This window comes from Oceanimonas sp. AH20CE76, assembly GCF_039654065.1.
Taxonomy (GTDB): domain Bacteria; phylum Pseudomonadota; class Gammaproteobacteria; order Enterobacterales; family Aeromonadaceae; genus Oceanimonas; species Oceanimonas smirnovii.
The window spans coordinates 1,586,894-1,609,620 of record NZ_CP155481.1; the positions used below are offsets into that span (position 1 = coordinate 1,586,894).

23 protein-coding genes and 4 tRNA genes are annotated in these 22,727 nt (G+C 54.8%); 16 read left to right on the plus strand and 11 right to left on the minus strand.

Annotated elements, in window-relative coordinates:
- Positions 1-56 precede the first annotated feature (56 nt).
- On the plus strand, positions 57-587 hold the full coding sequence (locus N2M06_RS07700) for a cell division protein ZapC (RefSeq protein WP_019935333.1): 531 nt from the start codon (positions 57-59) through the stop codon (positions 585-587).
- A gap of 66 nt (positions 588-653) precedes the next feature.
- Here the strand turns inward: N2M06_RS07700 and N2M06_RS07705 are convergent.
- The 4 genes from N2M06_RS07705 to N2M06_RS07720 form a co-directional block, all read right to left on the minus strand.
- A tRNA-Met gene (locus N2M06_RS07705) sits at positions 654-730 on the minus strand.
- A gap of 29 nt (positions 731-759) precedes the next feature.
- Positions 760-836: transfer RNA gene (locus N2M06_RS07710), tRNA-Met, on the minus strand.
- 40 nt (positions 837-876) lie between these two features.
- A tRNA-Met gene (locus N2M06_RS07715) sits at positions 877-953 on the minus strand.
- A 33-nt stretch (positions 954-986) separates the two neighbouring features.
- A tRNA-Met gene (locus tag N2M06_RS07720) sits at positions 987-1,063 on the minus strand.
- A 216-nt stretch (positions 1,064-1,279) separates the two neighbouring features.
- Here N2M06_RS07720 and rlmKL point away from each other — a divergent pair.
- From rlmKL to rmf, 4 genes are all read left to right on the plus strand, one after another.
- Positions 1,280-3,382, plus strand: a complete 2,103-nt coding sequence (rlmKL, locus tag N2M06_RS07725; RefSeq protein WP_317074337.1) for a bifunctional 23S rRNA (guanine(2069)-N(7))-methyltransferase RlmK/23S rRNA (guanine(2445)-N(2))-methyltransferase RlmL — start codon at positions 1,280-1,282, stop codon at positions 3,380-3,382.
- A complete protein-coding gene (locus N2M06_RS07730; protein WP_346352132.1) occupies positions 3,379-3,612 on the plus strand; it encodes a glutaredoxin family protein in 234 nt (77 codons plus the stop codon). Before rlmKL ends, N2M06_RS07730 begins: the two co-directional genes overlap by 4 nt.
- Positions 3,609-5,510, plus strand: coding sequence for an ABC transporter ATP-binding protein (locus tag N2M06_RS07735; protein WP_346352133.1), 1,902 nt, complete (start codon positions 3,609-3,611; stop codon positions 5,508-5,510). Before N2M06_RS07730 ends, N2M06_RS07735 begins: the two co-directional genes overlap by 4 nt.
- 240 nt (positions 5,511-5,750) lie before the next feature.
- Complete coding sequence (gene rmf / locus N2M06_RS07740) at positions 5,751-5,927, plus strand: ribosome modulation factor (RefSeq protein WP_014292547.1); 177 nt, start codon at positions 5,751-5,753, stop codon at positions 5,925-5,927.
- A gap of 67 nt (positions 5,928-5,994) precedes the next feature.
- Here the strand turns inward: rmf and fabA are convergent, their stop codons facing one another.
- The 5 genes from fabA to N2M06_RS07765 all read right to left on the minus strand — a co-directional run bounded on the left by fabA (position 5,995) and on the right by N2M06_RS07765 (position 11,121).
- Positions 5,995-6,525 carry a 3-hydroxyacyl-[acyl-carrier-protein] dehydratase FabA gene (fabA, locus tag N2M06_RS07745; protein WP_211212448.1) on the minus strand — a complete coding sequence of 177 codons (531 nt, stop codon included), beginning with the start codon at positions 6,523-6,525 and terminating at the stop codon, positions 5,995-5,997.
- A gap of 94 nt (positions 6,526-6,619) precedes the next feature.
- Positions 6,620-8,575: an AAA family ATPase gene (locus N2M06_RS07750; protein WP_019935328.1), complete on the minus strand. Its 1,956-nt coding sequence runs from the start codon at positions 8,573-8,575 to the stop codon at positions 6,620-6,622.
- A 226-nt stretch (positions 8,576-8,801) separates the two neighbouring features.
- A complete protein-coding gene (locus tag N2M06_RS07755; RefSeq protein ID WP_317074340.1) occupies positions 8,802-9,101 on the minus strand; it encodes an MTH1187 family thiamine-binding protein in 300 nt (99 codons plus the stop codon).
- Between the two features lie 183 nt (positions 9,102-9,284).
- Positions 9,285-10,574: a site-specific integrase gene (locus N2M06_RS07760; protein WP_019933630.1), complete on the minus strand. Its 1,290-nt coding sequence runs from the start codon at positions 10,572-10,574 to the stop codon at positions 9,285-9,287.
- 76 nt (positions 10,575-10,650) lie between these two features.
- Positions 10,651-11,121 carry a hypothetical protein gene (locus N2M06_RS07765; RefSeq protein ID WP_346352134.1) on the minus strand — a complete coding sequence of 157 codons (471 nt, stop codon included), beginning with the start codon at positions 11,119-11,121 and terminating at the stop codon, positions 10,651-10,653.
- 306 nt (positions 11,122-11,427) lie between these two features.
- Between N2M06_RS07765 and ccoN the strand changes: the two genes are divergently transcribed.
- From ccoN to ttcA, 11 genes are all read left to right on the plus strand, one after another.
- On the plus strand, positions 11,428-12,852 hold the full coding sequence (ccoN, locus tag N2M06_RS07770) for a cytochrome-c oxidase, cbb3-type subunit I (protein WP_346352135.1): 1,425 nt from the start codon (positions 11,428-11,430) through the stop codon (positions 12,850-12,852).
- Positions 12,853-12,869: 17 nt separating this feature from the next.
- On the plus strand, positions 12,870-13,478 hold the full coding sequence (gene ccoO / locus N2M06_RS07775) for a cytochrome-c oxidase, cbb3-type subunit II (protein ID WP_317074344.1): 609 nt from the start codon (positions 12,870-12,872) through the stop codon (positions 13,476-13,478).
- Between the two features lie 11 nt (positions 13,479-13,489).
- Positions 13,490-13,705 carry a cbb3-type cytochrome c oxidase subunit 3 gene (locus N2M06_RS07780; RefSeq protein WP_019933634.1) on the plus strand — a complete coding sequence of 72 codons (216 nt, stop codon included), beginning with the start codon at positions 13,490-13,492 and terminating at the stop codon, positions 13,703-13,705.
- Positions 13,702-14,679, plus strand: coding sequence for a cytochrome-c oxidase, cbb3-type subunit III (gene ccoP, locus N2M06_RS07785; protein WP_019933635.1), 978 nt, complete (start codon positions 13,702-13,704; stop codon positions 14,677-14,679). Before N2M06_RS07780 ends, ccoP begins: the two co-directional genes overlap by 4 nt.
- Before the next feature lie 88 nt (positions 14,680-14,767).
- Complete coding sequence (locus N2M06_RS07790) at positions 14,768-15,253, plus strand: FixH family protein (protein WP_019933636.1); 486 nt, start codon at positions 14,768-14,770, stop codon at positions 15,251-15,253.
- A gap of 3 nt (positions 15,254-15,256) precedes the next feature.
- Positions 15,257-17,626: a heavy metal translocating P-type ATPase gene (locus N2M06_RS07795; RefSeq protein WP_346352136.1), complete on the plus strand. Its 2,370-nt coding sequence runs from the start codon at positions 15,257-15,259 to the stop codon at positions 17,624-17,626.
- Positions 17,623-17,823 carry a cbb3-type cytochrome oxidase assembly protein CcoS gene (gene ccoS / locus N2M06_RS07800; RefSeq protein WP_317074348.1) on the plus strand — a complete coding sequence of 67 codons (201 nt, stop codon included), beginning with the start codon at positions 17,623-17,625 and terminating at the stop codon, positions 17,821-17,823. Before N2M06_RS07795 ends, ccoS begins: the two co-directional genes overlap by 4 nt.
- Complete coding sequence (locus tag N2M06_RS07805; protein ID WP_346352162.1) at positions 17,807-18,490, plus strand: sulfite exporter TauE/SafE family protein; 684 nt, start codon at positions 17,807-17,809, stop codon at positions 18,488-18,490. The genes ccoS and N2M06_RS07805 overlap by 17 nt, the downstream gene beginning before the upstream one ends.
- 63 nt (positions 18,491-18,553) lie before the next feature.
- Positions 18,554-19,297 (plus strand): FNR family transcription factor, encoded by a 744-nt coding sequence (locus N2M06_RS07810; RefSeq protein WP_019933640.1) that lies wholly within the window; start codon positions 18,554-18,556, stop codon positions 19,295-19,297.
- A gap of 21 nt (positions 19,298-19,318) precedes the next feature.
- Entirely contained in the window at positions 19,319-20,233 is a 915-nt protein-coding gene (gene uspE, locus N2M06_RS07815) for a universal stress protein UspE (protein WP_317074349.1), read from the plus strand.
- A 69-nt stretch (positions 20,234-20,302) separates the two neighbouring features.
- Entirely contained in the window at positions 20,303-21,217 is a 915-nt protein-coding gene (gene ttcA / locus N2M06_RS07820; protein ID WP_317074350.1) for a tRNA 2-thiocytidine(32) synthetase TtcA, read from the plus strand.
- Positions 21,218-21,241: 24 nt separating this feature from the next.
- On the opposite strand, the gene N2M06_RS07825 is transcribed toward ttcA, so the two are convergent.
- Both N2M06_RS07825 and N2M06_RS07830 read right to left on the minus strand, forming a co-directional pair.
- Positions 21,242-21,841 carry a DUF2987 domain-containing protein gene (locus N2M06_RS07825; protein WP_019933643.1) on the minus strand — a complete coding sequence of 200 codons (600 nt, stop codon included), beginning with the start codon at positions 21,839-21,841 and terminating at the stop codon, positions 21,242-21,244.
- Entirely contained in the window at positions 21,841-22,599 is a 759-nt protein-coding gene (locus tag N2M06_RS07830; RefSeq protein WP_019933644.1) for a hypothetical protein, read from the minus strand. The genes N2M06_RS07825 and N2M06_RS07830 overlap by 1 nt, the downstream gene beginning before the upstream one ends.
- Positions 22,600-22,727: the final 128 nt, after the last annotated feature.

Sequence of the window (22,727 nt, forward strand, 5' to 3'; positions counted from 1 at the left end):
TTTTCTTATATATTAACAGTATCGGGGGAACTTATAATTTTTCACAAGGTGTGTGAATGCTGCTACAACCAAACGATAATTGGTGCTGGTTTGTCGGCGCAGACCGGCACCTGATGCTGGATCTGGGAGAGGAGATGCTGTTTGCCACTCCCTATCAGCAGAAACGACTGATTTGCGCTGACGATCTGCGCCAGAGCTTTTCGGTGGAAGAGACCGGGCTCTATTATACCTTTCTCGACAAACTCAGCTGTGTGGCAACGCCGTCGCGGCGGATGCAGGCGGCGCTGAACGGCGTGGCGGTAGCCCGCTTCTACAAGCCACTGATGCCCCAGAGCTGGTTTTTTGAGCCACAAGCCGATTACCATCAGCCCCAGCTGGGTGAGTTAATCGGTCTGGATTGCGGTGAGCGACACCTGACCATGATGGTAGTGGAGACGTCACCATCAACATCTTTGTGTATTTCGCTGTCGGCAGATGTTGCATTGAACGAGACCAAAACCTTGCCGGTGTTTGGTGCCATCAAGGTAATGAATGACAGGCTGTTCAGTCTGGAAGAAAACAAGGCAGAAATGCGTCGGGTCGGCTGAAGCCGGCCTGCTATTTATTACTTACTAAGGGGATTTTTCAACAAGAGGGGAGTTGTATCACCGGATTGGTTGCGGGAGCCGGATTTGAACCGACGACCTTCGGGTTATGAGCCCGACGAGCTACCAGACTGCTCCATCCCGCGGCCGGTGTGATACATTTTGCTTATTCAGTTGGTTGCGGGAGCCGGATTTGAACCGACGACCTTCGGGTTATGAGCCCGACGAGCTACCAGACTGCTCCATCCCGCGCCGATAACTGAATATGCTGTGTTTGTTGATGCGCACCGGTTGGTTGCGGGAGCCGGATTTGAACCGACGACCTTCGGGTTATGAGCCCGACGAGCTACCAGGCTGCTCCATCCCGCGGCCGGTAAACACTTCAACTTACACTCTGAGAACTGGTTGCGGGAGCCGGATTTGAACCGACGACCTTCGGGTTATGAGCCCGACGAGCTACCAGACTGCTCCATCCCGCGTCCTCAGGCTGTGCATAGTAGTGATCCGGCTCACCAAAGGCAAGCCCTTGTTTAAAACTTTATTTTGTTCGCTCAACAAAGCAGCGACCTGTTCATTCGCCACCCGCTTTGGTGGCTTTTCATTCGCTTCGTGCCGGCCGGCCTCCATTAATCCGCAGATATCACTGTCTCACTCATGTATAATGCGGGTCTTCCTATTTCTGACCATGCGTGATTATGCTGCCGTTTTTTGCTACCTGCCCCAAGGGCCTGGAATCTTTACTCTCTGACGAACTTCAAGCCCTGGGCGCCAGCCAGGTACAGGAAACTGTGGCCGGGGTGGCCTTTAAAGGTGAACTGGACGTGGCGTACCGGGCCTGCTTATGGTCACGACTGGCGTCACGCATTATGTTGCAGCTGGCGGAATTTCCCATGCGTGATGACATGGACCTCTATTTAGGTGCCAGCAACATCGACTGGGAAACCCATATAAAGGAAGGCCAGACCTTTGCGGTAGATTTTTCCGGCAGCAACCGGGCCATTACCAACACTCAATATGGTGCCCTGAAAATAAAAGATGCCATTGTCGACCGCCTGAGCAAGCGCCGGGGCGAACGTCCCAGCGTGGACAAGCGGTTTCCCGATATTCGTATTCTGGCTCACTTAAAACGCGAGCGGGTCAGTATTACCCTGGACCTGTCCGGTCCGGCGCTGCATCAGCGCGGTTACCGTCAGCAGGCCGGTGAAGCACCGCTGAAGGAAAACCTGGCCGCCGCCATTTTGCTGCGCAGCGGCTGGGACGCCAAAAGTCCGCTGGTCGACCCCATGTGCGGCTCCGGCACTCTGTTGATTGAAGCCGCGCTGATGGCGGCTGATCAGGCTCCGGGTCTGCTGCGTCCGCGTTTTGGCTTTATGGCCTGGTCCGGACACGACCGGGAGCTGTGGCAAAGCCTGCACGCTGAAGCTACGGTGCGGGCGACTCGTGGCCTGAACAAGACAGACGCCGTTATTTACGGCTTTGATCAGGATCAGCGAGTGCTGGGTTTTGCCCGGGAAAACGCAGAGGCGGCTGGGGTGGAGCGGCTGATCCACTTCACTCAGGGAGCCGTGAGTGAACTGAAGAACCCGAGTGAGCAGCCCGGCTGGCTGATTTCCAACCCGCCTTATGGTGAACGCCTGAGCGAGTTTCCGTCACTGCTGGGCCTGCATCAGCGCCTGGGCGATATTTTGCGGGATCAGTTCAAGGGCTGGCAGGTCAGTCTGATTTCCAGCTCGCCGGAGCTGCTCAGCTGCCTGCGGCTGCGTCCGGAAAAAACCTACAAGCTGTTTAACGGTGCCCTGGCCTGTGAACTGCGCAACTATGCCGTGGCCATTGATGCCAGACCGGCCCGGCCGCTGGCGGAAGACTTTGCCAACCGGCTGGCCAAGAACATCAAGGCGCTGGACAAGTGGGCAAAAGGCGAGGGCATAGACTGCTATCGCCTTTATGATGCGGATTTGCCGGAATACAATGCCGCCATTGACCGTTATCAGGACCATCTGGTGATCCAGGAATATGCGGCCCCCAAGAGTGTGCCCGAGCATAAGGCTCAGGCCCGTTTCTTTGATCTGGTGCAGGCCACCATGACAGTGACCGGTGTGCCCGGCAGCAAGGTGGTGCTCAAGGTACGAGCCAGGCAGAAGGGCAAAGAGCAGTATGAAAAGCTTGATAAGCGCGACCAGTGGATGCAGGTACAGGAGCATAATGCTCAGCTGCTGGTAAACCTGCATGATTATCTGGATACCGGCCTGTTTCTGGATCACAGGCCCATTCGGCAGCGTCTGGGTGAGCTTGCCAACGGTAAAGATGTGCTCAACGTGTTTGCCTATACCGGTACCGCCACCGTGCATGCGGCGCTGGGCGGTGCCCGTTCCACCACGACGGTGGATATGTCCAGAACCTATCTGGGCTGGGCCGAGCGCAATATGCAGCTGAACGGCATGAACGGCCGCCGGCACCAATATGTGCAGGCTGACTGCCTGAGCTGGCTGGCCAATACCGATGGTGTTTATGATCTGATCTTCTGCGATCCGCCCACTTTTTCCAACTCCAAGCGAATGGAAGACAGCTTTGATGTGCAGCGGGATCATCTGGAGCTGCTGCACCTGCTGAGCAAACACCTGCGCAAGGGCGGCCTGCTGATTTTCTCCAACAACAAGCGCAATTTTAAAATGGACACTGATGGTCTGGCTGCCATGGGCCTGACCGCCAAAGATATTACCCGCGCTACTCTGCCCAAGGATTTTGCCCGCAACCCCAACATTCATAACTGCTGGGAAATTCGCTGGAGTGACCAATGACACTGACGCTGTTTTCTACCGACGGCTGCCATTTGTGTGAACAGGCCCGGGCCTTGCTGGAGCAGACCGGGCTTGCAAAGCACGCCGAGATAAAAGACATCATCGACAATGAGCAGTGGCTTGAGGCCTATCGCATTCGCATTCCGGTAGTGCGCAGCACCGATGGGGCCGAGCTGGACTGGCCCTTTACCGCCGACGAACTCCTTGCATTCAATCAGGAACATTCATGAGTCTGTTAACGTTACAAAATGCGCTGCTGGCCTACGGTGATGCGCCCTTGCTGGATGGCATTGAACTGAATATTCAGGCCGGTGAGCGGCTCTGTATAGTGGGCCGCAACGGGGCCGGCAAATCCACCCTGATGAAGGTGATTGCCGGTGATATTCAGCTGGACGACGGCCGCCGTCAGGTGCAGCAGGACGTAGTGATTGCCCGGCTGGAGCAGGATCCGCCCAAGACCGATGACGATCAGACCGTATTTGATTATGTGTCTGCCGGTCTGGCAGAGCTGGGCGAACTGCTGGCCCGCTATCATCATCAGCTGGAAAAAGTCAGTCACGACAGCTCGGAAAAAGCCATGAATGAGCTGATGCGCCTGCAGGAGCAGGTGGAGCATGCCAATGGCTGGCAGTTTGATACCCGTATTAACCAGAGCCTGACCTTGCTGGGCCTGAACGGTGATACCCGGCTGAAGGATCTGTCCGGCGGCTGGCTGCGCAAGGTGGCGCTGGCCCGGGCGCTGGCCAATGACCCTGATATTCTGCTGCTGGACGAGCCCACCAACCATCTGGACATTGATGCCATTGCCTGGCTGGAAACCTTCCTGATGGACTTTCGGGGTGCCATTGTGTTTATCAGCCACGATCGTGCCTTTATTCGCAAGATGGCCACTCGTATTCTCGACCTTGACCGGGGCAAGCTGTCCAGCTGGCCAGGCAATTATGATGATTATCTGGTTAACAAAGAAGAAGCCCTGCGAGTGGAAGCCGAGCAAAACGCCCTGTTCGACAAGCGGCTGGCTCAGGAAGAAGCCTGGATCCGTCAGGGCATCAAGGCCCGCCGTACCCGTAATGAAGGCCGGGTGAGGGCGCTGAAAGCCCTGCGTAATGAGCGCAGCCAGCGCCGGGAAAGTGTGGGCAAGGTGTCGGTCACTCTGGACGATGTACGCCGCTCGGGCAAAATTGTGTTTGAAGCCGAGAACCTGGGCTTTGAATATGAAGGCAAGCCCCTTATTCGCAACTTTTCTGCCATGGTACAGCGGGGCGACAAAATTGCCCTGGTGGGCCCTAACGGCTGCGGCAAGAGTACCCTGATCAAGCTGCTGCTGGGCAAAATAGAGCCGCAGCAGGGCACCCTCAAATGCGGCACCAAGCTGGATGTGGCCTACTTTGATCAGTATCGGGAGCAACTCGACCCCGAACGCTCCGTGATGGACAATCTGGCCGACGGCAAACAGGAAGTGGAAGTCGGGGGCCGAAGCCGCCATGTGCTGGGCTATCTGCAGGATTTTCTGTTTGAGCCCAAACGCGCCCGCACGCCGGTAAAGGCACTGTCGGGCGGCGAGAAGAACCGCCTGCTGCTGGCCCGTTTGTTTCTTAAACCCAGCAACCTGCTGGTGCTCGATGAGCCCACCAACGATCTGGATGTGGAAACCCTGGAGTTGCTGGAAGAGTTGCTGGCGGATTATCAGGGCACCCTGTTACTGGTAAGCCACGACCGGGACTTTATTGATAACACCGCCACTCATTGCTGGACCTTTGAAGGCAATGGCCGTATTGATGAATATGTGGGTGGCTATCAAGACATGCAGGCCCAGCGGGTGCGTCAGCCTGCGCCGGCACCGGTAAAGGAAGACAAAGCCGCACTGGTCAAGGCCCAGAAGCCCAAGCCGTCTTCCGGCAAAAAGCTGTCTTATAAACAGCAACAGGAGCTGAACGGTCTGCCGGCAAAACTTGAACAGCTGGAGCAGCAGATTGAAGCCCTGCAGGCAGAGATTAACGGTCCGGACTTTTTTACTCAGCCCGAAGCTGTGACCCAGGAAAAACTGCAGCAGCTGGCGGCAGTGGAAAACGAGCTGGAAACCGCCTTTATGCGCTGGGAAGAGCTGGAAGCGATGGCCGAAGGTTAACCCGGACACCTTTACGATCTTATGCCGGCCCTGGAGCCGGCATTTTTCACCCGTGATCAAAATCACATTTCGGGTTTTTCCTTTTTCATAAAAACGTCATAAATATCAGTCGCTAATCGGCAAATGTGCGCTAAGCTCAAAAATTAACCCTTGTGCAGAGCCGCAAACTCAACTATCACTTTAAGTGCGGCAGGATGATTACGCCGCGCACTTTTTGTTGATTAAACGAGGGTAATACCTATGAAGAGACAAAAACGTGACCGTTTGGAAAGAGCGCGTACCCGCGGTTACCAAGCTGGAGTCAGTGGACGTTCCAAAGAGCAGTGCCCCTACAATGATTTTGATGCCAAAGGCCATTGGCTGGGGGGATGGCGAGATGCCATGGAAGACAAAGGTTCCGGCCTCTTCATCAAGTAAACATACATTTTCTTCATCAACAAAAAAGGCCCCGCAACTGCGGGGCCTTATCGTTTGCAAAGGCTGATCAGAAAGCAGAGGTGTCGGTAAACAGACCCACTTTCAGATCTTTGGCTTCATAGATGGGGCGACCATCCACTTCTACCACGCCATCGGCAATGCCCATGATCAGCTTGCGCCAGATCACCCGCTTCAGGGTAATTTTGTAGGTTACCTTTTTAGCGGTAGGCAGAATTTGACCGGTAAATTTCACTTCACCCACGCCCAGTGCACGACCCTTGCCGGGGCCGCCTTTCCAGCCCAGGAAAAAACCCACCAGCTGCCACATGGCATCCAGACCCAGGCAGCCCGGCATAACGGGGTCGCCGGGAAAGTGGCAGTCAAAGAACCACAGATCCGGGGTGATATCCAGCTCGGCGATAATTTCGCCCTTGCCATGCTCACCGCCTTCATCGCTGATGTGCAGAATACGATCCATCATCAGCATGTTGGGGGCGGGCAGCTGACTGTTGCCGGGGCCGAACAATTCACCCTGGCTGCAGGCCAGCAGTTCTTCTCTGGTAAAGCTGTGTTTACCCAGTTCTTTTTGTGAAGGCATTTCACTCTTCCGTTTTTTCATCGGGCACTCATGGCCCGGGTGTAAAATTGGCGTCACTTTAGCGAACAGCTGTGCGCCCGACAAGTCCGATTTGTTATCGGCGCAGTAATCTTTGCCAGAAACTGCTTTCTACCGTATGACCGTTTAACTCATCAAGACGTTCGCGAATACGCCCGAACAAGGTGTGCGGATCATCGACTTTGCCAGCCTCGCAGCCCATCAGCAGGGCAATGGCGTCCTCTACCCGGGCCACCGGATAAATATGAAAACGCCCCTCGGTCACGGCCTGAGTGACGTCATCAGACAAATTCAGCTGCAGCCGGTTACTGGCAGGAATTAACACGCCCTGCTCGCCGGTCAGTCCCTGCAGCCGGCATAGCCGGTAAAAGCCTTCAATTTTTTCGTTTACGCCGCCCACGGGCAGCACATTACCAAACTGATCCACCGCACCGGTAATGGCAAAGTGCTGATAAATGGGCTCTCGGGCCAAAGCAGAGAGCAGGGCGCACAGGCCGGCGAGGGCGGCACTGTCGCCGTCAATTTCATGATAAGACTGTTCAAATACCAGATTGGCCGACAGCGGCGAAGGGTGCTCGGCACCAAACAGATTGGCCAGGTAGCCATGAATAATCATCATGGCCTTGGCGTGAATATGGCCGGCCAGATCGGCCTTGCGCTCAATGTCGGCCACATCACCGTCGCCCAGATGCACAGTGGCGGTGAGCCGTACCGGCTCGCCAAAATCATAAGGATGACCGGCAATCTGAATCACCGACAGGCCATTGATCTGGCCAATCTCACGGCCATGAGTCTGCAGCAGGAACTGACCATCACGCACGCCCAGATCAGACTGCTCCACCAGAAAGTTAAGGCGCTGATCCTGCTCCTGCTGAGCCAGCATCAAATGACGCTCGTTGATAAGTTCGCTGTTTTCCCGGGCAGCAATCACGTCTGCCAGCTGCATCATGGCCACCAGGTGCGATTCCACCAGCGACAGCCGCTGCTGATGCTCGGTAATGCGGCTGCCATAACGGCACAACCGGGTTACCGCTGCCACATCCATATCACGCAACTGATGCTTTTGCCGCAAATGCGCCAGATAACCCAGATAAGAAGGCAAATCCGCTTCGGCATCCCATTCCGGAATAATATCGGCGCGCAAAAAGGCGAGGGTATCCAGCTCTCTGTCCAGCATATGCAGCTCGGCCACCGCCAGGCGATCGCCCACCAGCACCAGATGCACATCCAGCGGTGGTGGCTCGGGCTGAAAGTAAAAAGCAGCCATTTCCTGAGGCCGGCTCCATTCTATTTGCCGTGTGGCCAGGGCATTTTTCAGCCGGAACCACAGGTAAGGCTGCATCAGCAGCTCTTCAATGGGCACGATGAGATAGCCGCCGTTGGCCTGATGTATAAGACCCGGCTCAAGCAGATGATGATGGCTGAATACCGAGCCTTGCTCGGTCTGAAAATGAACAGCCCCAAACAACTGCTCGGGAGTAAACTGACGGGCATGCACAATGGGAATGCGTTCGTCGTGGCGATGCACCATCAGGTTAATCAGCACCGGATGGCTGAAGCCACCGCCGGCAGCCACATGCTGTGCCAGAGCTGAGAGATAGTCGGCAACTTTTTCGTCCTGTCCCTGTTTTTTCAGAATGCGCTCAACAATATGCTCAGCTTCCAGATGGCGGGAGCTGAGCTCCAGCAGCTGGCCAACCAGTTCGCAAAATTCAATGCCGGTGCCGGCTTTCAGCCGCAGCCAGATGGGCTTTTGTGGATGATGCAGGTTTTCTGCATAGCAGAGATCAAACAAGTCGGCATGATTGGCATGACGTTTCACCAGATCCTGTACCAGCTCTTCCACATCCAGGCCGGAAAAGCCGTTCATCAGCAAAATGGGATTAACGGCATTCAGCCCCGACAGGGTGGCAAACGCCGAGTCGGCCCTTTGCTGCAGCGCGCTAAAGGGAAGGGGATCCGCGTCTTTCAGGGTGGTCAGTTCGGGTAACGAAAATGCAGGGGCCAGCTCGGCCGGGCTCAGTGGTTGCACTGGTTCACTCGTTCTATTGGTTTATGGCTGCCAGTATACTGCAGCCGTGCTTTTGTTACAGCCTGCGCCTTGATAATCCTGATGTTTTACGACTGAATGCGAAATAATTGAAATGGCCGGATGTCATTACAAACACTGTAAATATGGAGATTTTTCAGCATAAAAATCTACAGGCCAAAATGCAGCCTCGGTAATTTCCGAGACTGCACAGCACAAGCTGCTGTTGTCAGCTCAGCTTTTGTTGCACGCTGGTTACCTTGTCGGCCATGGTCTGATCCCGGTCGTTGCGGGTGCTTAACTTCATATGGCTGGTAATGCGCACGGCACCGGCTGCATGCAGTTCTTCATGACAGCGCTGAACGGCGGCCATTACATGCTGCCATTCACCTTCAACATTGGTGCCGAATCCATGCATGGTATAAGTGAGGCCGGCGTCTTCAAAAATCTGCTGGCAGCGGGCCACATAAGGCGACACCGACAAGCCAACACCGCCGGGTGACACCATGATATCCATCAGTACGTACATAACAGCTCCTTGAGTAAATGTCTGACGCCTTATTCGAGCTTGAAGCAGCATCAGCCACAAGGGCCAGATGCCGGTATCAATATGGCCAGATTACGTCGAATACATCACTTCGCATAATGTATATTATGTTAAATATGATATCGATGACGCCATACCGCGTCTGAAGCAGACACTCAAACTGCCCTAGTCTCTTAGCCGATCCAGGCGTTTGTTGGCGGCACTTTCGTGGCGCTCGGTTTTGCTGGTGTGCAGATATTGCGATGTGGTGTCGATGCTGTCGTGACCGGCGTCAGCCTGCACATGAGATAACGGCCGGCCGTTGTAGTTGATGTCGTGAGTAATGCCGGTGTGGCGAATACCGTGCACCGTGAGCGTGCGCATCTCGGCCGCGTCCTGATCAAATCCGTCTGTCATGGCCGCATCGGCGGCAGCAGCCAGCAGTTCGTTGAGCAGCTCGCGCAACTGACGAATGCCCAGGTTGGCATTCAGCAGGCCCTGATCCCGGCCTCGCCCGGCGGCACGGTGGCGCACAAACAACGGCGTGGTATCGTTGGGTGCCGGCAGTGCCGGTAATCCCAGATATTCACGATAGCGCTTCAGGGCGTCCAGCAACTCGCGGGAGACGGCCACGGTGCGTTTTTTACCGCCCTTGCTGACAGGGATATAAAAGCTCCAGATACCGGTTTTGCTGTCGCGGCGAAACTGGCTCATGACCGGCGAAAACCCGGGCCGGGCCGCGACTTCCGAGATGCGCAGGTAACAGCCATACATCAGCGATACTAAAAATAACGTGCGTTCATGGCGTTCCGGATTGCTTTCAGCCAGTGTGTGAGCCGTGTTCATTACATATGACCACTGTAAATCACTGAATACCCGTACTTCATCTTCCTCAAACAAAGCTGCAGGTACCGCCGCCGGCGCACCAAAGCGGCTGTGCCGCATCCAGATGGTGGCCGGATTACGCTCGGTGATTTCTTCATTGATGAGATAACCATAAAAAGAAGACAGCACCGCCATCTTGGTCTTCAGCGCCTTGTCGCTGAGCCGGTACGGCTGCTCGGCACCATCGGTTTTTTTGCCCAGGAATGGCCGCCACAGCGGATTGGGACGGCGCTCGTTCAGGGCCTTATCGGTAACAAACTGGGCCACATTACGGTAAGCAATCAGGTGCCCGGGCGGCGACTGACAATAATCCACATAGCGGTTCATGGTGCGCCGGGTCACTTCTGTCGGCGATATTTGCTCTACTTCAAGGCACCAGTGCAAAAAGGTAGTCAGCTCGCTGCGGTAGGTTTTGTAGTTGTTTTCGCTGTGGCGACTTTCCAGCAGCCATTCCATGGCGTGTTCATAGATAAAGGCGGCATCGGGTACCCGGTTCAGGGTCAGCCAGGCAATATGCTGGTTAACCTCGGCATTCCCCTCTTCCAGAAAGCGGGGAGCATCGAATAAGGGAAAAACCGGTGGAGTGTCCATAACAGCCAGGCAGGGTTAACATCAGGTGTGCGGCATAATGCCGATAAACTGCGTTATCGGCAATAAGCGCTCTGCTTTAGCGCGTCACTTCAAATAAAAACCGGTATGTCAGCGTGTTGCCCTCGTGTTCAACATTCAGCACCCAGGCCCAGATCATGCTGGCTTCGGTACAGCTGCCCACCAGCGCACTTCCCTGCCAGACACCGGCATCGGTTTGTTCAATCAGTGCCGGCAGCGTGCCCATGTACATGCTGTCGCCTTCCAGTACGCTGCGGGTAATGGTGGCATCAGGATCAGACAGCACTACATTAAGTAAAAACGGGCTTTCTGCCTGCAATTTGTCTGCAGAAAGTTGTGCAGTAGCTATCAGTTCTTGCTGTTCCTGCACACAAGTCATGTGACCAATATCACAATAATCAAATGTTTTTTGTACTGACTCCCCTGCTGTTTCATTCGTACCGCAGGTGCGCAGAAAGAAAGCAGCCAGTAAAACCAGCAGCACTATCAGAATTTGCACCAGCTTGGGGCCGGTAAGACGCTCTCTCATACCATTTTTATCCTTGTTGCAAGGTGAATTCGTGACCCGGCTTGATCTCGATCAACGCCCTTTGTTATGCCTTATGGAGCGGTTAAAGAGGTAATCATATTACTGTTTATACTGTTATTTTGGCACCCACTCCATTATCATCATGGCCGGGTTTTAGGGGGTCGCTTTTCTTTGTTAACAAAGAGTTAATAAAGCAGAGCGCATGCTGAAGCCTAAGGTAGAAACCGGTAACTTTATCCTTCCGATGTGAGCACCCTAGCGTGAGCACTAAATCTGAATAACAGCAGTGGAAGCGGAACTATAACGATGAGTCAAACTAATAATCAACCAAACTACAACTACGCCGTAGTTCGTCAGTTTACGGTCGCCACCGTATTCTGGGGTATCATAGGCATGTCGTTGGGTGTGCTGATTGCAGCACAGCTGATCTGGCCTGCTCTTAACTTTGAGACACCCTGGCTGACCTACAGTCGGCTTCGCCCGTTACACACCAACGCAGTGATTTTTGCGTTTGGCGTTAACGCCCTGATGGCCACCTCCTTCTATGTGGTACAACGCACCTGTCAGACCCGCCTGTATAGCGATAAACTGGCCTCCTTCGTGTTCTGGGGCTGGCAGGCTATCCTGGTTTCGGCGGTGATTACCCTGCCGCTGGGTTACACCACCAGCAAGGAATACGCCGAGCTGGAGTGGCCTATCGATATCGCCATTGCGGTAGTCTGGAGTACGTATGCACACGTGTTCTTCGGCACCGTTGCCCGTCGTACCACCTCGCACATTTATGTTGCCAACTGGTTCTACGGTGGCTTTATCCTGACCGTGGCCGTGCTGCACATTGTCAACAGCATGGCCATTCCGGTGTCCGGTCTGAAGTCCTACTCCATGTACTCCGGTGCCGCCGACGCCATGGTCCAGTGGTGGTACGGCCACAACGCCGTGGGCTTCCTGCTGACCGCCGGTTTCCTCGGCATGATGTACTACTTCGTGCCCAAGCAGGCCGGCCGCCCGGTGTATTCCTACCGTCTGTCCATTGTGCACTTCTGGGCACTGATCACCCTGTATATCTGGGCCGGTCCGCACCACCTGCACTATACTGCCCTGCCCGACTGGGCTCAGTCTCTGGGTATGGTGATGTCTCTGATCCTGTTTGTTCCGTCCTGGGGCGGCATGATCAACGGCATCATGACGCTGTCCGGTGCCTGGCACAAACTGCGCTACGATCCCATTCTGCGCTTCCTTATCGTGTCCTTGTCGTTCTACGGCATGTCCACCTTTGAAGGCCCCATGATGGCGATTAAAACCGTTAACGCCCTTTCCCACTACACCGACTGGACGGTAGGTCACGTTCACTCCGGTGCCCTGGGCTGGGTTGCCATGGTTTCTATCGGCTCTGTTTATCATCTGATCCCCAACCTGTTCGGTCAGCAGCGCATGTTCAGTGTGGCCCTGATCAACACGCACTTCTGGCTGGCAACCATCGGCACCGTGCTGTACATCGTAGCCATGTGGATCAGTGGTGTCATGCAGGGTCTGATGTGGCGTGCGGTTAACGAAGACGGCACCCTGACCTACAGCTTTGTTGAAAGTCTGCAGGCTTCTTACCCCTTCTACTTCGTACGTTTCCTGGGCGGTGTCCTCTTTGTCACCGGTATGCTGCTGATGGCGTATAACACCTATCGCACCATCAAGGCGCCGAAAGGCTCCCTGCAAGCAATCCCCCAACCGGCCTGATTTAAGGAGACTTGTGAATGAAAAACCGTCATGAACTGGTCGAAAAGAACACGTTTTGGCTGATCGTGCTCACTGTAACTGCAATCAGCTTCGGTGGTCTGGTAGAAATCGTACCGCTGTTTTTCCAGCAGCAGACCAATGAGCCGGTAGAGGGCCTGCGCCCCTACACCGCGCTGGAAATGGAAGGCCGTGACATTTACATCCGTGAAGGTTGTCATGTATGTCACAGCCAGATGATCCGTCCGTTCCGTGCCGAAACCGAGCGTTACGGTCACTACTCCGTCGCCGGTGAAAGCGTGTGGGAGCACCCTTTCCTGTGGGGTTCCAAGCGTACCGGTCCGGATCTGGCCCGGGTGGGTGGCCGCTACTCCGACGAGTGGCATCGTGTGCACCTGATCAACCCGCGTGATGTGGTGCCCGAGTCCAACATGCCCGGTTTCCCCTGGCTGGAAACCAACGAGCTGGATGGCAAGAATACCGCCAACAAACTGCGCGTGTTCCGGGACAGCTTTGGTGTTCCTTACACCGATGCCGACATTGAAGGCGCTGAGCAAGCGGTGAAAGGCAAAACCGAAATGGAAGCCGTTATCGCTTATCTGCAATCCTTGGGTCACGCCCTTAAATAACCGGAGTCGATATGGATTTCAGTACCTTGGAAGCCCTGAAGCCAACCCTGATAAGCTTTCAGACCCTGGCTCTGTTGGTGTTGTTTGCAGGCATTGTCTGGTGGGCCTTTGGCAAACGCAGAAAGGGCAAATTTGATGATGCCGCCAACTCCATCTTTGATGAGAAGGAAGAGCAACAACATCGCCAGGGTGCTGAGAAGGATCGCGCAGGAGCTAATAAAGAATGAATACTTTTTTAAGCATTTTTGTAACCGTGATCAGCCTGGGTACCATCTTCGGTTGCCTGACGCTGCTAATCTGGTGCACCAAAGACAAAATGGGAATGGAAGAAGGCGCGCCCACCGGGCACACCTTTGACGGCATTTCTGAGCTGAACAACCCGCTGCCCAAGTGGTGGAGCTACATGTTCGTGTTCATGATTGTCTTTTCTCTGATTTATCTGGTGCTCTACCCCGGTCTGGGCAACTTCAAGGGCATTCTGGGCTGGGAAAGTTCCAACCAGGACGTACGTTCTCTGGAAGAATCCCGTGCAGCGTCTGCGGCTGCCCGTGAAGAAGGCCGTCTGGTGCAGTATGAGCGTGAAATGGTCAAAGCTGATGAAGTCTTCGGTGCCAAGTTCCGTGAGCTGGTATACGAGGCCGACGGCGAGACCTACCGCGCCATTGCTGATATCGCCCAGGACAAGGAAGCCACCAAAGTGGGTCAGCGTCTGTATCTGCAGAACTGTGCCCAGTGTCATGGCTCCGACGCCCGTGGTGCCCGCGGCTTTCCCAACCTGACCGACGGTGACTGGCTGTGGGGTGGTTCACCTGAAGCCATCAAACACACCATAGTGGCAGGCCGCAAATCTGCCGGCATGGCAGCCTGGGGCCCCATGCTGGGTGAAGAAGGTGTGCAGGAAGTTGCCAGCTATGTGCTGAGCCTGTCGGGCCGTAAGGTTGATCCGGTGGAAGCCCAGAAAGGCCAGGCCCGCTTTGGTATCTGTGCCGGTTGTCATGGTGTTGACGGCAAAGGTAACCAGGCGCTGGGTGCACCTAACCTGACCGATAACATCTGGCTCTATGGCGGCTCCCGCGCCGCGGTGGAAGACTCCATCCGTAACGGTCGCGCCGGTGTCATGCCTGCCTGGAATGACATTCTGGGCGAAGACAAGGTTCACCTGCTGGCCTCTTATGTTTACAGCCTGAGTAACGAGCAGTAACGCTCAGGGCATAACACAGAAAGCCCCGTTCGCGGGGCTTTTTTGTTATATTGGCAACCGACCCTTTTTGTAGTAGGAATTCTCCATTATGCAACGTCCCTGGTATCAGCAATTCTGGCCCTGGTTTTTGATTGTTCTGCCCGCTTGTGTGGTGGTGGCCAGCCTTTATACCTTTTATCTGGCGAACTCCCATGCCGACTCCATGGTGGTGGATGACTATTACAAAAAAGGCCGTGCCATCAATCAGGACTTAAGCGAGCTGAAAGAAGCCGAGCGTCTTGGTCTGATTGCCGAACTGAAACTTGAAAACGGTGAAATCGCCATTCGAATGCAGGGTGAGCATGAAGCAGGTGAAGCGATTTATCTGCGCCTCAGTCACCCGACCCTGGAAGCCCAGGACGTGCAGGCACTGCTGAGCAGTGATGCCAATGGTATTTATCGTCTGCGTCCGGATCATGAGCTGCTCAAAGGCAAGTGGCACTTGCAGCTGGAAGCGTTTGACAAGCGCTGGCGGCTGCAGAATACCGTTTATCTGCCCTCATCGGACTGGCTTCAGATCCGCGCCGGGAGCTGAGCCATGAGCGGCTGTTTTCATTGCGGTGAGCCCGTGCCCGCCGGGGTAGCGTTTACTGCCACCCTGGAAGGGGAATCCCGCCACTTTTGTTGTCCTGGTTGCCAGGCCGTAGCTGAAACCATTATCGACTGTGGCCTGGGCAGTTATTATCAGCACAGAACCAGCACCGCCCCCAAAGCTGACGTCGTGCCCGATGAGCTGCGCCGGTTACAGCATTACGATCTGGATGAAATTCAGCAGGATTTTGTGCTGGAGCGGGATCATGTGCGTGAAGTGCAATTATCTATTGGCGGGCTGACCTGTGCCGCCTGCGCCTGGTTGATTGAACGCCATCTTGCGCAGGTGCCCGGTGTTATTCTCATTCAGGTGAATACCACCACAGAGCGGGCCCGGCTGCGCTGGGACGACCGTCAAACCCGGCTCAGTACTCTGCTCGCCGCTTTTGCTCAAATTGGCTATCAGGCGCGCCCTTTTCTGCCTCACCAGCAGGAGCAGGATTATAACCGTGAAGTGAAATCTTATCTGCTGCGCCTGGGGGTGGCCGGCATTGCCAGCATGCAGGTGATGATGGTGGGCTTTGCCCTCTATGAAGATCTGTTCCCGGATATTGATCCCGGCCTGGTACAGCTGTTTCGCTGGGTCAGCCTGTGGCTGTCGATTCCGGTGATGAGTTACTCTGCCCTGCCCTTCTATCGCAATGCCTGGCGCGGTCTCAGACATGGCGCGCTTAACATGGACTTGCCGGTGTCTCTGGCCATGTTGTTTGCTTTTTTTGCCTCCATGTATGCCACTGTTACTGCCAGCGGTGAAGTGTATTACGAGTGTGTGTCCATGTTTGCGTTTTTGCTGCTCACCGGCCGCTTTCTGGAAATGCGGGCCAAACGCAAGGCATCGGAAACCACGGCTAACCTCACTCACCATATTCCCATGCTGGCCCGGGTTGAAGTGGGTGCCGATGAGCAGGAAGTGGCTGCACGCACCCTGCAACCCGGGCAGATAGTACGGGTATCGCCGGGCTCGGTGATCCCTGCCGACGGCGACATTATTGAAGGCCGTACCAGTGTGGATGAAGCCATGCTCACCGGCGAACATCTGCCGGTATCACGCAGCCCGGGTGAGCCGGTATTTGCCGGCACCACCAATGTGGAATCACCGCTGCGCATTCGGGTCAGCCGCAGTCTGGCCGATGCGCGGGTGTCAGAAATTCTGCGCGCTCAGGATGACGCCCTGCTGGAAAAACCCCGGGTCGCCGTGCTGGCTGATCAGCTGTCCCGCTATTTTGTAGCCGCATTGCTGCTGGCCACGCTGGGCACCTGGCTGGTGTGGTTGCAGCTGGATGCCGACCGTGCTTTCTGGGTGATGCTGTCGGTGCTGGTGGCCACTTGCCCCTGTGCTCTCTCTCTGGCTACACCCACGGCACTGACCGTGGCCACGTCACGACTCACACAGGGAGGAGTGCTGGTGCGCCGGGCTCATGTACTGGATACCCTGCCCAAAGCAAACCGTATGGTATTTGATAAAACCGGCACCCTGACTCAGGGTAAAGTGGCCCTGGCGGGCGTGAACCATACTGAAAACCTGACCAAAGAGCAGGCGCTGGCGCTGGCGGCGGCGCTGGAAGCCGGCTCTGAGCATCCTATTGCCAGAGCGTTTGCACCCCATGCCAATACCGGCATTCGGGTAGCCGGGCGGCAAAACCATGTGGGTCAGGGCGTAAGCGGCGTTATCAATGGTCAAGAATGGCGGCTGGGCAGCGCTGCCTGGCTGCAACCCAAGGCACAAGATGCCAGCCTGTGTGTGTATCTGGCCAATGCCGATGGCGTGCAGGCCCGTTTTGAGCTGGCCGATCCGCTGCGTGAAGACGCAGCTGCGCTGGTTGAAGCCTGTCATCAGCAGGGTCTGAAAACCACCATTCTAACCGGAGACGGCTCCGGCCAGGCAGACAAGCTTGCCAGCGAGCTGGGTGTCTGTGAACTGCGTAAAAATGCCAGCCCCGATGACAAGTTACGCTATCTGCAAGAGCGTGCCGCCGCTGGCGAGATTTGTCTGATGGTGGGCGACGGTATTAACGATGCGCCTGTACTGGCGGGCGCTCATGCCTCTTTTGCCATGGCCGGTGGCACTGATATCGCCAAAAACAGCGCCGATGCTATTTTGCTCGGCGATAATCTGCAGCGGCTGATAATGGCAAGACGCATTGCCGCTGCTGCCCGGCGTATTATTAAACAGAACTTTTCCTGGGCACTGGGCTATAACCTGGTGGTGCTGCCGCTGGCTGCCATGGGTCATGTCTCGCCCTGGTTTGCCATGATTGGCATGTCAGCCAGCTCACTCATTGTTATGACCAACTCCCTGAGGTTATCCCGCTTATGAACGGTGACACTATCTGGTATTTGATTTTGCCCATCGCCCTGATCCTGCTGGTGGTGGTGATTGCTGTCTTTCTCTGGTCAGTAAGAAGCAATCAGTTCGAGGATCTGGATCGCCACGGTAATAATATTTTGTTTGATGATGACAGCGAAGCCCACCGCCGGGCTCAGGGCAAGCGTGATGATGACCGGTCAGCTTGATGCTTACGCTGCCATCCTGATTGGTCTGCTGGGTGCCGGCCATTGTATTGCCATGTGCGGCGGCGTGGCTGCGGCGTTTTCCATGGCGATTCCTCAAACCCAGCGTCGCTGGCAGTGGCTGTATCTGCTCAGTTATAACACCGGACGTATTGTCAGTTATGCCGTGGCCGGTGCTCTGGTGGGCGGTGTGTTTGCGGGGCTGGCCGATATCAGCATGGGCAAGCAGGGACTGTTATGGCTGCGGCTGCTTGCCGGCATTATGATGATTTTACTGGGCGTATATCTGGCCCGCTGGTGGAGCGGTTTATTGTTGCTGGAGCGACTGGGTGGCGGTTTGTGGCGGCATATCAAGCCGTTGGCCAGTCGTTTTGTGCCCTTTCGCAGCCCGCTGGCGGCCCTGCCCTTTGGCATGATCTGGGGTTGGTTGCCCTGTGGTCTGGTGTATTCAGCGCTCACCTGGAGCGCCGTCTCCGGCAGTGCCGCTCAAGGTGCGCTGGTCATGGCGTTGTTTGGTCTGGGCACGTTGCCTGCTTTGCTGGCGCTGGGCGGGCTGGCAGGCTCATTGCGACATTGGCTGAATCATCCGCGCTTTCGGCAATTTTCAGGCATCCTGTTGATTTTATATGGAATCTTCAGTTTGTATGAAGCGGTAATGCTGCTTGGCTAAACTATTAAGCGTTTTTTATTGGTGCTATGATTGAGCCAGAATACCTAACAGGCGATAAAGCACATGGGAAATATTATTAAAGCCGGTAAACAAGCCTCGGGGCGTGCCATTCATTGCCAGGACTGCAGCATCAGTCAGCTATGTATTCCGCTGGGTCTTAATTCCGACGAGCTCGACGAGCTGGATAATATCATTGAACGCAAAAAGCCCATTCAAAAAGGCCAGGAGCTGTTCAAGGCCGGTGAGCCACTGAAAGCGCTTTATGCCATTCGGGCCGGTACCGTTAAGTCTTACACCATTACCGAGCAAGGTGATGAGCAGATCACGGCGTTTCATCTAGCCGGTGATCTGGTGGGCTTTGATGCGATTCACAATGGAGCTCACCCCTCCTTTGCGCAAGCACTGGAAACGGCCATGGTGTGTGAGATCCCCTATGAAGTGCTGGATGAGCTGTCTGGTAAAATGCCCCGCCTGCGTCAGCAAATCATGCGGCTGATGAGCAATGAAATCAACGGCGATCAGCAAATGATCCTGCTGCTTTCCAAAAAAACCGCAGAAGAGCGTCTGGCTGCCTTTTTACATGGTCTGTCCAGCCGTTTTGCCCAGCGGGGATTTTCCGCCAAAGAATTCCGCTTAAGCATGACCCGGGGTGATATTGGTAATTATCTCGGCCTGACAGTAGAAACTGTCAGCCGCCTGCTTGGCCGCTTTCAGAAAAATGATTTAATTGCCGTAGACGGTAAATATATTCGCATTCTGGATCAAACCGAGCTGGCACGTCTGGCCGGTGTTTCTGAAGCAGAATAACAGACACCACAAGGAGGTGTTATGATCAAATATCGTCATATTCTGGTGGTTGTCGATCCGGTAGCCGACGCTCAGCCGGCGCTGCATCGTGCTGTGTCTGTGGCTTCTTTACAGGAAAGTGCCACTATTACGCTGTTTCTGGCCATTTATGATTTTTCTTATGAAATGACCTCCATGCTCTCCAGTGAAGAGCGTGATGAAATGCGCGAAGGCGTATTACAGGGTCGTGAAGAGTGGCTGAAAACTTTTCTTGAGCCTTATGCCGACAGCCAAATCAAGTTTGAGCTGAAAGTGGTCTGGCACAGCCGTCCTTTTGAAGCCATTAATCAGCAGGTGCTGGATCATCAGCATGACTTGGTCGTAAAGAGCACACACAAACATGCCATGATCCAGTCGTTTATCTTTACGCCTACCGACTGGCATCTGTTGCGCAAGTGCCCCTGCCCCGTGCTGCTGGTAAAAGAGCGGGACTGGCCCATGGGCGGCACCGTGCTGGCAGCGGTAAACTGCTGCAGTGACGATCAGGCTCAGGAAGCCCTGAACGAAAAAATCATTGCCGAAAGTGCGGAAGTGGCACGCTTGCTGTCTGCGACGTTACATCTGGTCAACGCCTATCCCATTACGCCGGTCAATATGGCGCTGGAGCTGCCCGACTTTGATCCTCACGCTTATAACGCCGCAGTGAAGAAACACCATGAGCGTGCCCTTTATGAATATGCGGTGCGTTTTAATCTGGAGTCAGACAGCCTGCATCTGCTGGAAGGGCTGGCGGAAGAAGTGATCCCCGACTGTGCCGACAGCATAGATGCCAGTCTGGTGATCCTGGGCTCGGTGGGCCGCACTGGCCTGTCGGCAGCGCTGCTGGGTAATACTGCAGAGCATGTGATCGACAAGCTCAGCTGTGATGTACTGGTGCTGCGCCCCGACACCGACTGAGCCGTTTCCTTTCTTGCCCTTGAGGCCGCAGTCACTATAATGGCCCCTGGTTTTTTCGCCGGGGTCATTATGTCTGTTCAAACCGCCAAACAAGTCTATAACTTCAACAAGCTGCAAAAGCGCCTGCGCCGTAATGTGGGTGAAGCCATTGCCGATTTCAATATGATTGAAGACGGTGACAGAGTCATGGTGTGCCTTTCCGGCGGCAAAGACAGTTATGCCATGCTGGATATTCTGCGTAATCTGCAGGCTCATGCGCCCATTTCCTTTGAAATTGTGGCGGTTAACCTGGATCAGAAGCAGCCTGGTTTTCCCGAGCATGTGCTGCCTGCCTATCTTGATGGTCTGGGGGTGGAGTACAAAATCGTTGAAGAAGACACTTACTCCATTGTTAAAGACAAAATTCCGGAAGGCAAAACCACCTGCTCGCTGTGCTCGCGGCTGCGCCGGGGTATTTTGTATCGCACCGCTACCGAGCTGGGTGCCACTAAAATCGCCCTTGGTCACCACAGAGATGACATTCTTGAAACTCTGCTGCTGAACATGTTTTATGGCGGTACCATGAAATCAATGCCGCCCAAGCTGGTGAGTGATGACGGCAAACATGTGGTGATCCGGCCCCTGGCTTATGCCAAGGAAAAAGATTTGATCCGTTTTGCCGAAGCCCGTGAGTTCCCCATTATTCCCTGCAATCTGTGCGGCTCTCAGGAAAACCTGCAACGTCAGGCCATCAAGAGCATGCTGCAGGACTGGGACAAGCGTTTTCCGGGCCGTATTGAAAGCATGTTCCGCTCGGTACAGAACCTGGTGCCCTCACATCTGATGGACCATCAGCAGTTCGACTTTAAAAGCATCAACCGGGACTCAGGTGTGATAGATGGCGGTGATATCGGTTTTGATAAGCCTGACTTTGCTACCCGCTTTGAGCAGGAAGATGACGGTCCCGAGCTGGGTGAACGACTACAGGTTATTGAACTGAAATAAAAAAAGGCGCTCACGCGCCTTTTTTTACAACCAGGGAGTCACCAGGGTATTCGGCAACTGCCACTGGCCCCTGCCTGCCAGAGCCGCATTATCCAGGGTGAGTCTGGACAAGCCTTCTATGCTTTGCTCTTTTACCAGTGGCTGCAGCTGAATGCCTTTGACGTCGGGCACAAAATAACGCCCGGGCCAGCCAGCCATCTCTTTCAGCAAGGTTGTCATTTCGTCGCGAACATAACGAAGCTGAGCCGCGTCAGTCATGCCGGCCGGCAGCACTGACTGGATCTGAATGGATATATCGCATTGTACCGGGCTGGTAACATCCAGCTTGACAACGGCCTTATCGGTATCGAGCTGCTTGTCATAAGGCAACACAAATTCGCCGTGAGGCAGTACTTCTACCACGGCTTTTTGCTGACCTTCCATTTCAACAATGCCCGAGTTGATGGTGCACAGCCCCTTGCCATCATGGCGGCTGAGATAAAACCCCAGTGTGGCTTGTTCGGTTCCGGCATCAGCTACTGTATCCAGGTGTTTGTAAAAGCCACTGTAGCCCAGGGTGAGGGTATCGGCCTGAGCCGATAACGCCAGCAGAGACAGCGCCCCTGCAATCAGAGAGTATTTCATCAGGCCTCAAAATGATTTGCTGAAGGTGAATGATCGTCTTGAGTGGGGCCGGGCTGCTGATCGCCACCCACACCGCACACTTGCCGGTAGATAATACCTTTTACGGTCATATAAAGCGGAGCAACCCAGATAAGGCCGATCCCAAAGCTAAAAATGGCTGCCATAAACAGCACAACCAGCAGCAGATGAATAACCACCAGGGCCAGCCACTGTCTGGCAAACAAGCGTAACGACACCACAATAGCCTGCACCGGACTGAGTTGCTTTTCCAGGATCAACGGAAAGACAAACATCAGTGCCATGCTGAGGATCAGGGTGGGTAATAAAGACACCGCCACCGGCAGCCCCAGAGCCGCTCCCAGAGGTAAAAACAGACTGGTGATAAACCCCATCAGCAGACTGGCCACGGCCAGTGGCAATATAAAGCGAAAGTAATCAAAAATCTGGCTGGGACGAATGGGTTTTTCTGCCGCACGGTAGATGCCAATCATGTCCAGTCCGCCGCTCATGGGAGCCATTACCATGGAGATAATCAGACCCAGCAGGCTGGCGCTCCATTGATTGTCTTCACCGCCTGCCACTGTCAGCAGCAGTTGATTCAGCACCAGCCAGCTGCCGGCAACCCCGATGGCAGCCAGAATCATGGTGAGTTTGGCACCATAAATGCGTTGCCAGGCTTCCTGCAGAATCGTTCTGGGCTCAAGAGAATAACCCTGCTCCAGGGATTGCTGCAGGCGCGAAAAATCAGGTGTATTCATGAAATTAGTATCTGTGTCAGGGGATGGGGCCATTATAGCCGCATCGGCCAGCTCTCGTAACCCATGACAAGGTGTTGAAATGTCAGGTTGAAACCAATTGTTAACAAACAACAAAACCGTTTGTTGCG

Excerpts from the sequence above, each read along its gene's own strand:
- N2M06_RS07700 (WP_019935333.1), top strand. The coding sequence starts at position 57 with ATGCTGCTACAACCAAACGATAATTGGTGCTGGTTTGTCGGCGCAGAC.
- rlmKL (WP_317074337.1), top strand. The coding sequence starts at position 1,280 with ATGCTGCCGTTTTTTGCTACCTGCCCCAAGGGCCTGGAATCTTTACTC.
- N2M06_RS07730 (WP_346352132.1), top strand. The coding sequence starts at position 3,379 with ATGACACTGACGCTGTTTTCTACCGACGGCTGCCATTTGTGTGAACAG.
- N2M06_RS07735 (WP_346352133.1), top strand. The coding sequence starts at position 3,609 with ATGAGTCTGTTAACGTTACAAAATGCGCTGCTGGCCTACGGTGATGCG.
- rmf (WP_014292547.1), top strand. The coding sequence starts at position 5,751 with ATGAAGAGACAAAAACGTGACCGTTTGGAAAGAGCGCGTACCCGCGGT.
- fabA (WP_211212448.1), bottom strand. The coding sequence starts at position 6,525 with ATGCCTTCACAAAAAGAACTGGGTAAACACAGCTTTACCAGAGAAGAA.
- N2M06_RS07755 (WP_317074340.1), bottom strand. The coding sequence starts at position 9,101 with ATGTACGTACTGATGGATATCATGGTGTCACCCGGCGGTGTTGGCTTG.
- N2M06_RS07760 (WP_019933630.1), bottom strand. The coding sequence starts at position 10,574 with ATGGACACTCCACCGGTTTTTCCCTTATTCGATGCTCCCCGCTTTCTG.
- N2M06_RS07765 (WP_346352134.1), bottom strand. The coding sequence starts at position 11,121 with ATGAGAGAGCGTCTTACCGGCCCCAAGCTGGTGCAAATTCTGATAGTG.
- ccoN (WP_346352135.1), top strand. The coding sequence starts at position 11,428 with ATGAGTCAAACTAATAATCAACCAAACTACAACTACGCCGTAGTTCGT.
- ccoO (WP_317074344.1), top strand. The coding sequence starts at position 12,870 with ATGAAAAACCGTCATGAACTGGTCGAAAAGAACACGTTTTGGCTGATC.
- N2M06_RS07780 (WP_019933634.1), top strand. The coding sequence starts at position 13,490 with ATGGATTTCAGTACCTTGGAAGCCCTGAAGCCAACCCTGATAAGCTTT.
- ccoP (WP_019933635.1), top strand. The coding sequence starts at position 13,702 with ATGAATACTTTTTTAAGCATTTTTGTAACCGTGATCAGCCTGGGTACC.
- N2M06_RS07790 (WP_019933636.1), top strand. The coding sequence starts at position 14,768 with ATGCAACGTCCCTGGTATCAGCAATTCTGGCCCTGGTTTTTGATTGTT.
- N2M06_RS07795 (WP_346352136.1), top strand. The coding sequence starts at position 15,257 with ATGAGCGGCTGTTTTCATTGCGGTGAGCCCGTGCCCGCCGGGGTAGCG.
- ccoS (WP_317074348.1), top strand. The coding sequence starts at position 17,623 with ATGAACGGTGACACTATCTGGTATTTGATTTTGCCCATCGCCCTGATC.
- N2M06_RS07805 (WP_346352162.1), top strand. The coding sequence starts at position 17,807 with ATGACCGGTCAGCTTGATGCTTACGCTGCCATCCTGATTGGTCTGCTG.
- N2M06_RS07810 (WP_019933640.1), top strand. The coding sequence starts at position 18,554 with ATGGGAAATATTATTAAAGCCGGTAAACAAGCCTCGGGGCGTGCCATT.
- uspE (WP_317074349.1), top strand. The coding sequence starts at position 19,319 with ATGATCAAATATCGTCATATTCTGGTGGTTGTCGATCCGGTAGCCGAC.
- ttcA (WP_317074350.1), top strand. The coding sequence starts at position 20,303 with ATGTCTGTTCAAACCGCCAAACAAGTCTATAACTTCAACAAGCTGCAA.
- N2M06_RS07825 (WP_019933643.1), bottom strand. The coding sequence starts at position 21,841 with ATGAAATACTCTCTGATTGCAGGGGCGCTGTCTCTGCTGGCGTTATCG.
- N2M06_RS07830 (WP_019933644.1), bottom strand. The coding sequence starts at position 22,599 with ATGAATACACCTGATTTTTCGCGCCTGCAGCAATCCCTGGAGCAGGGT.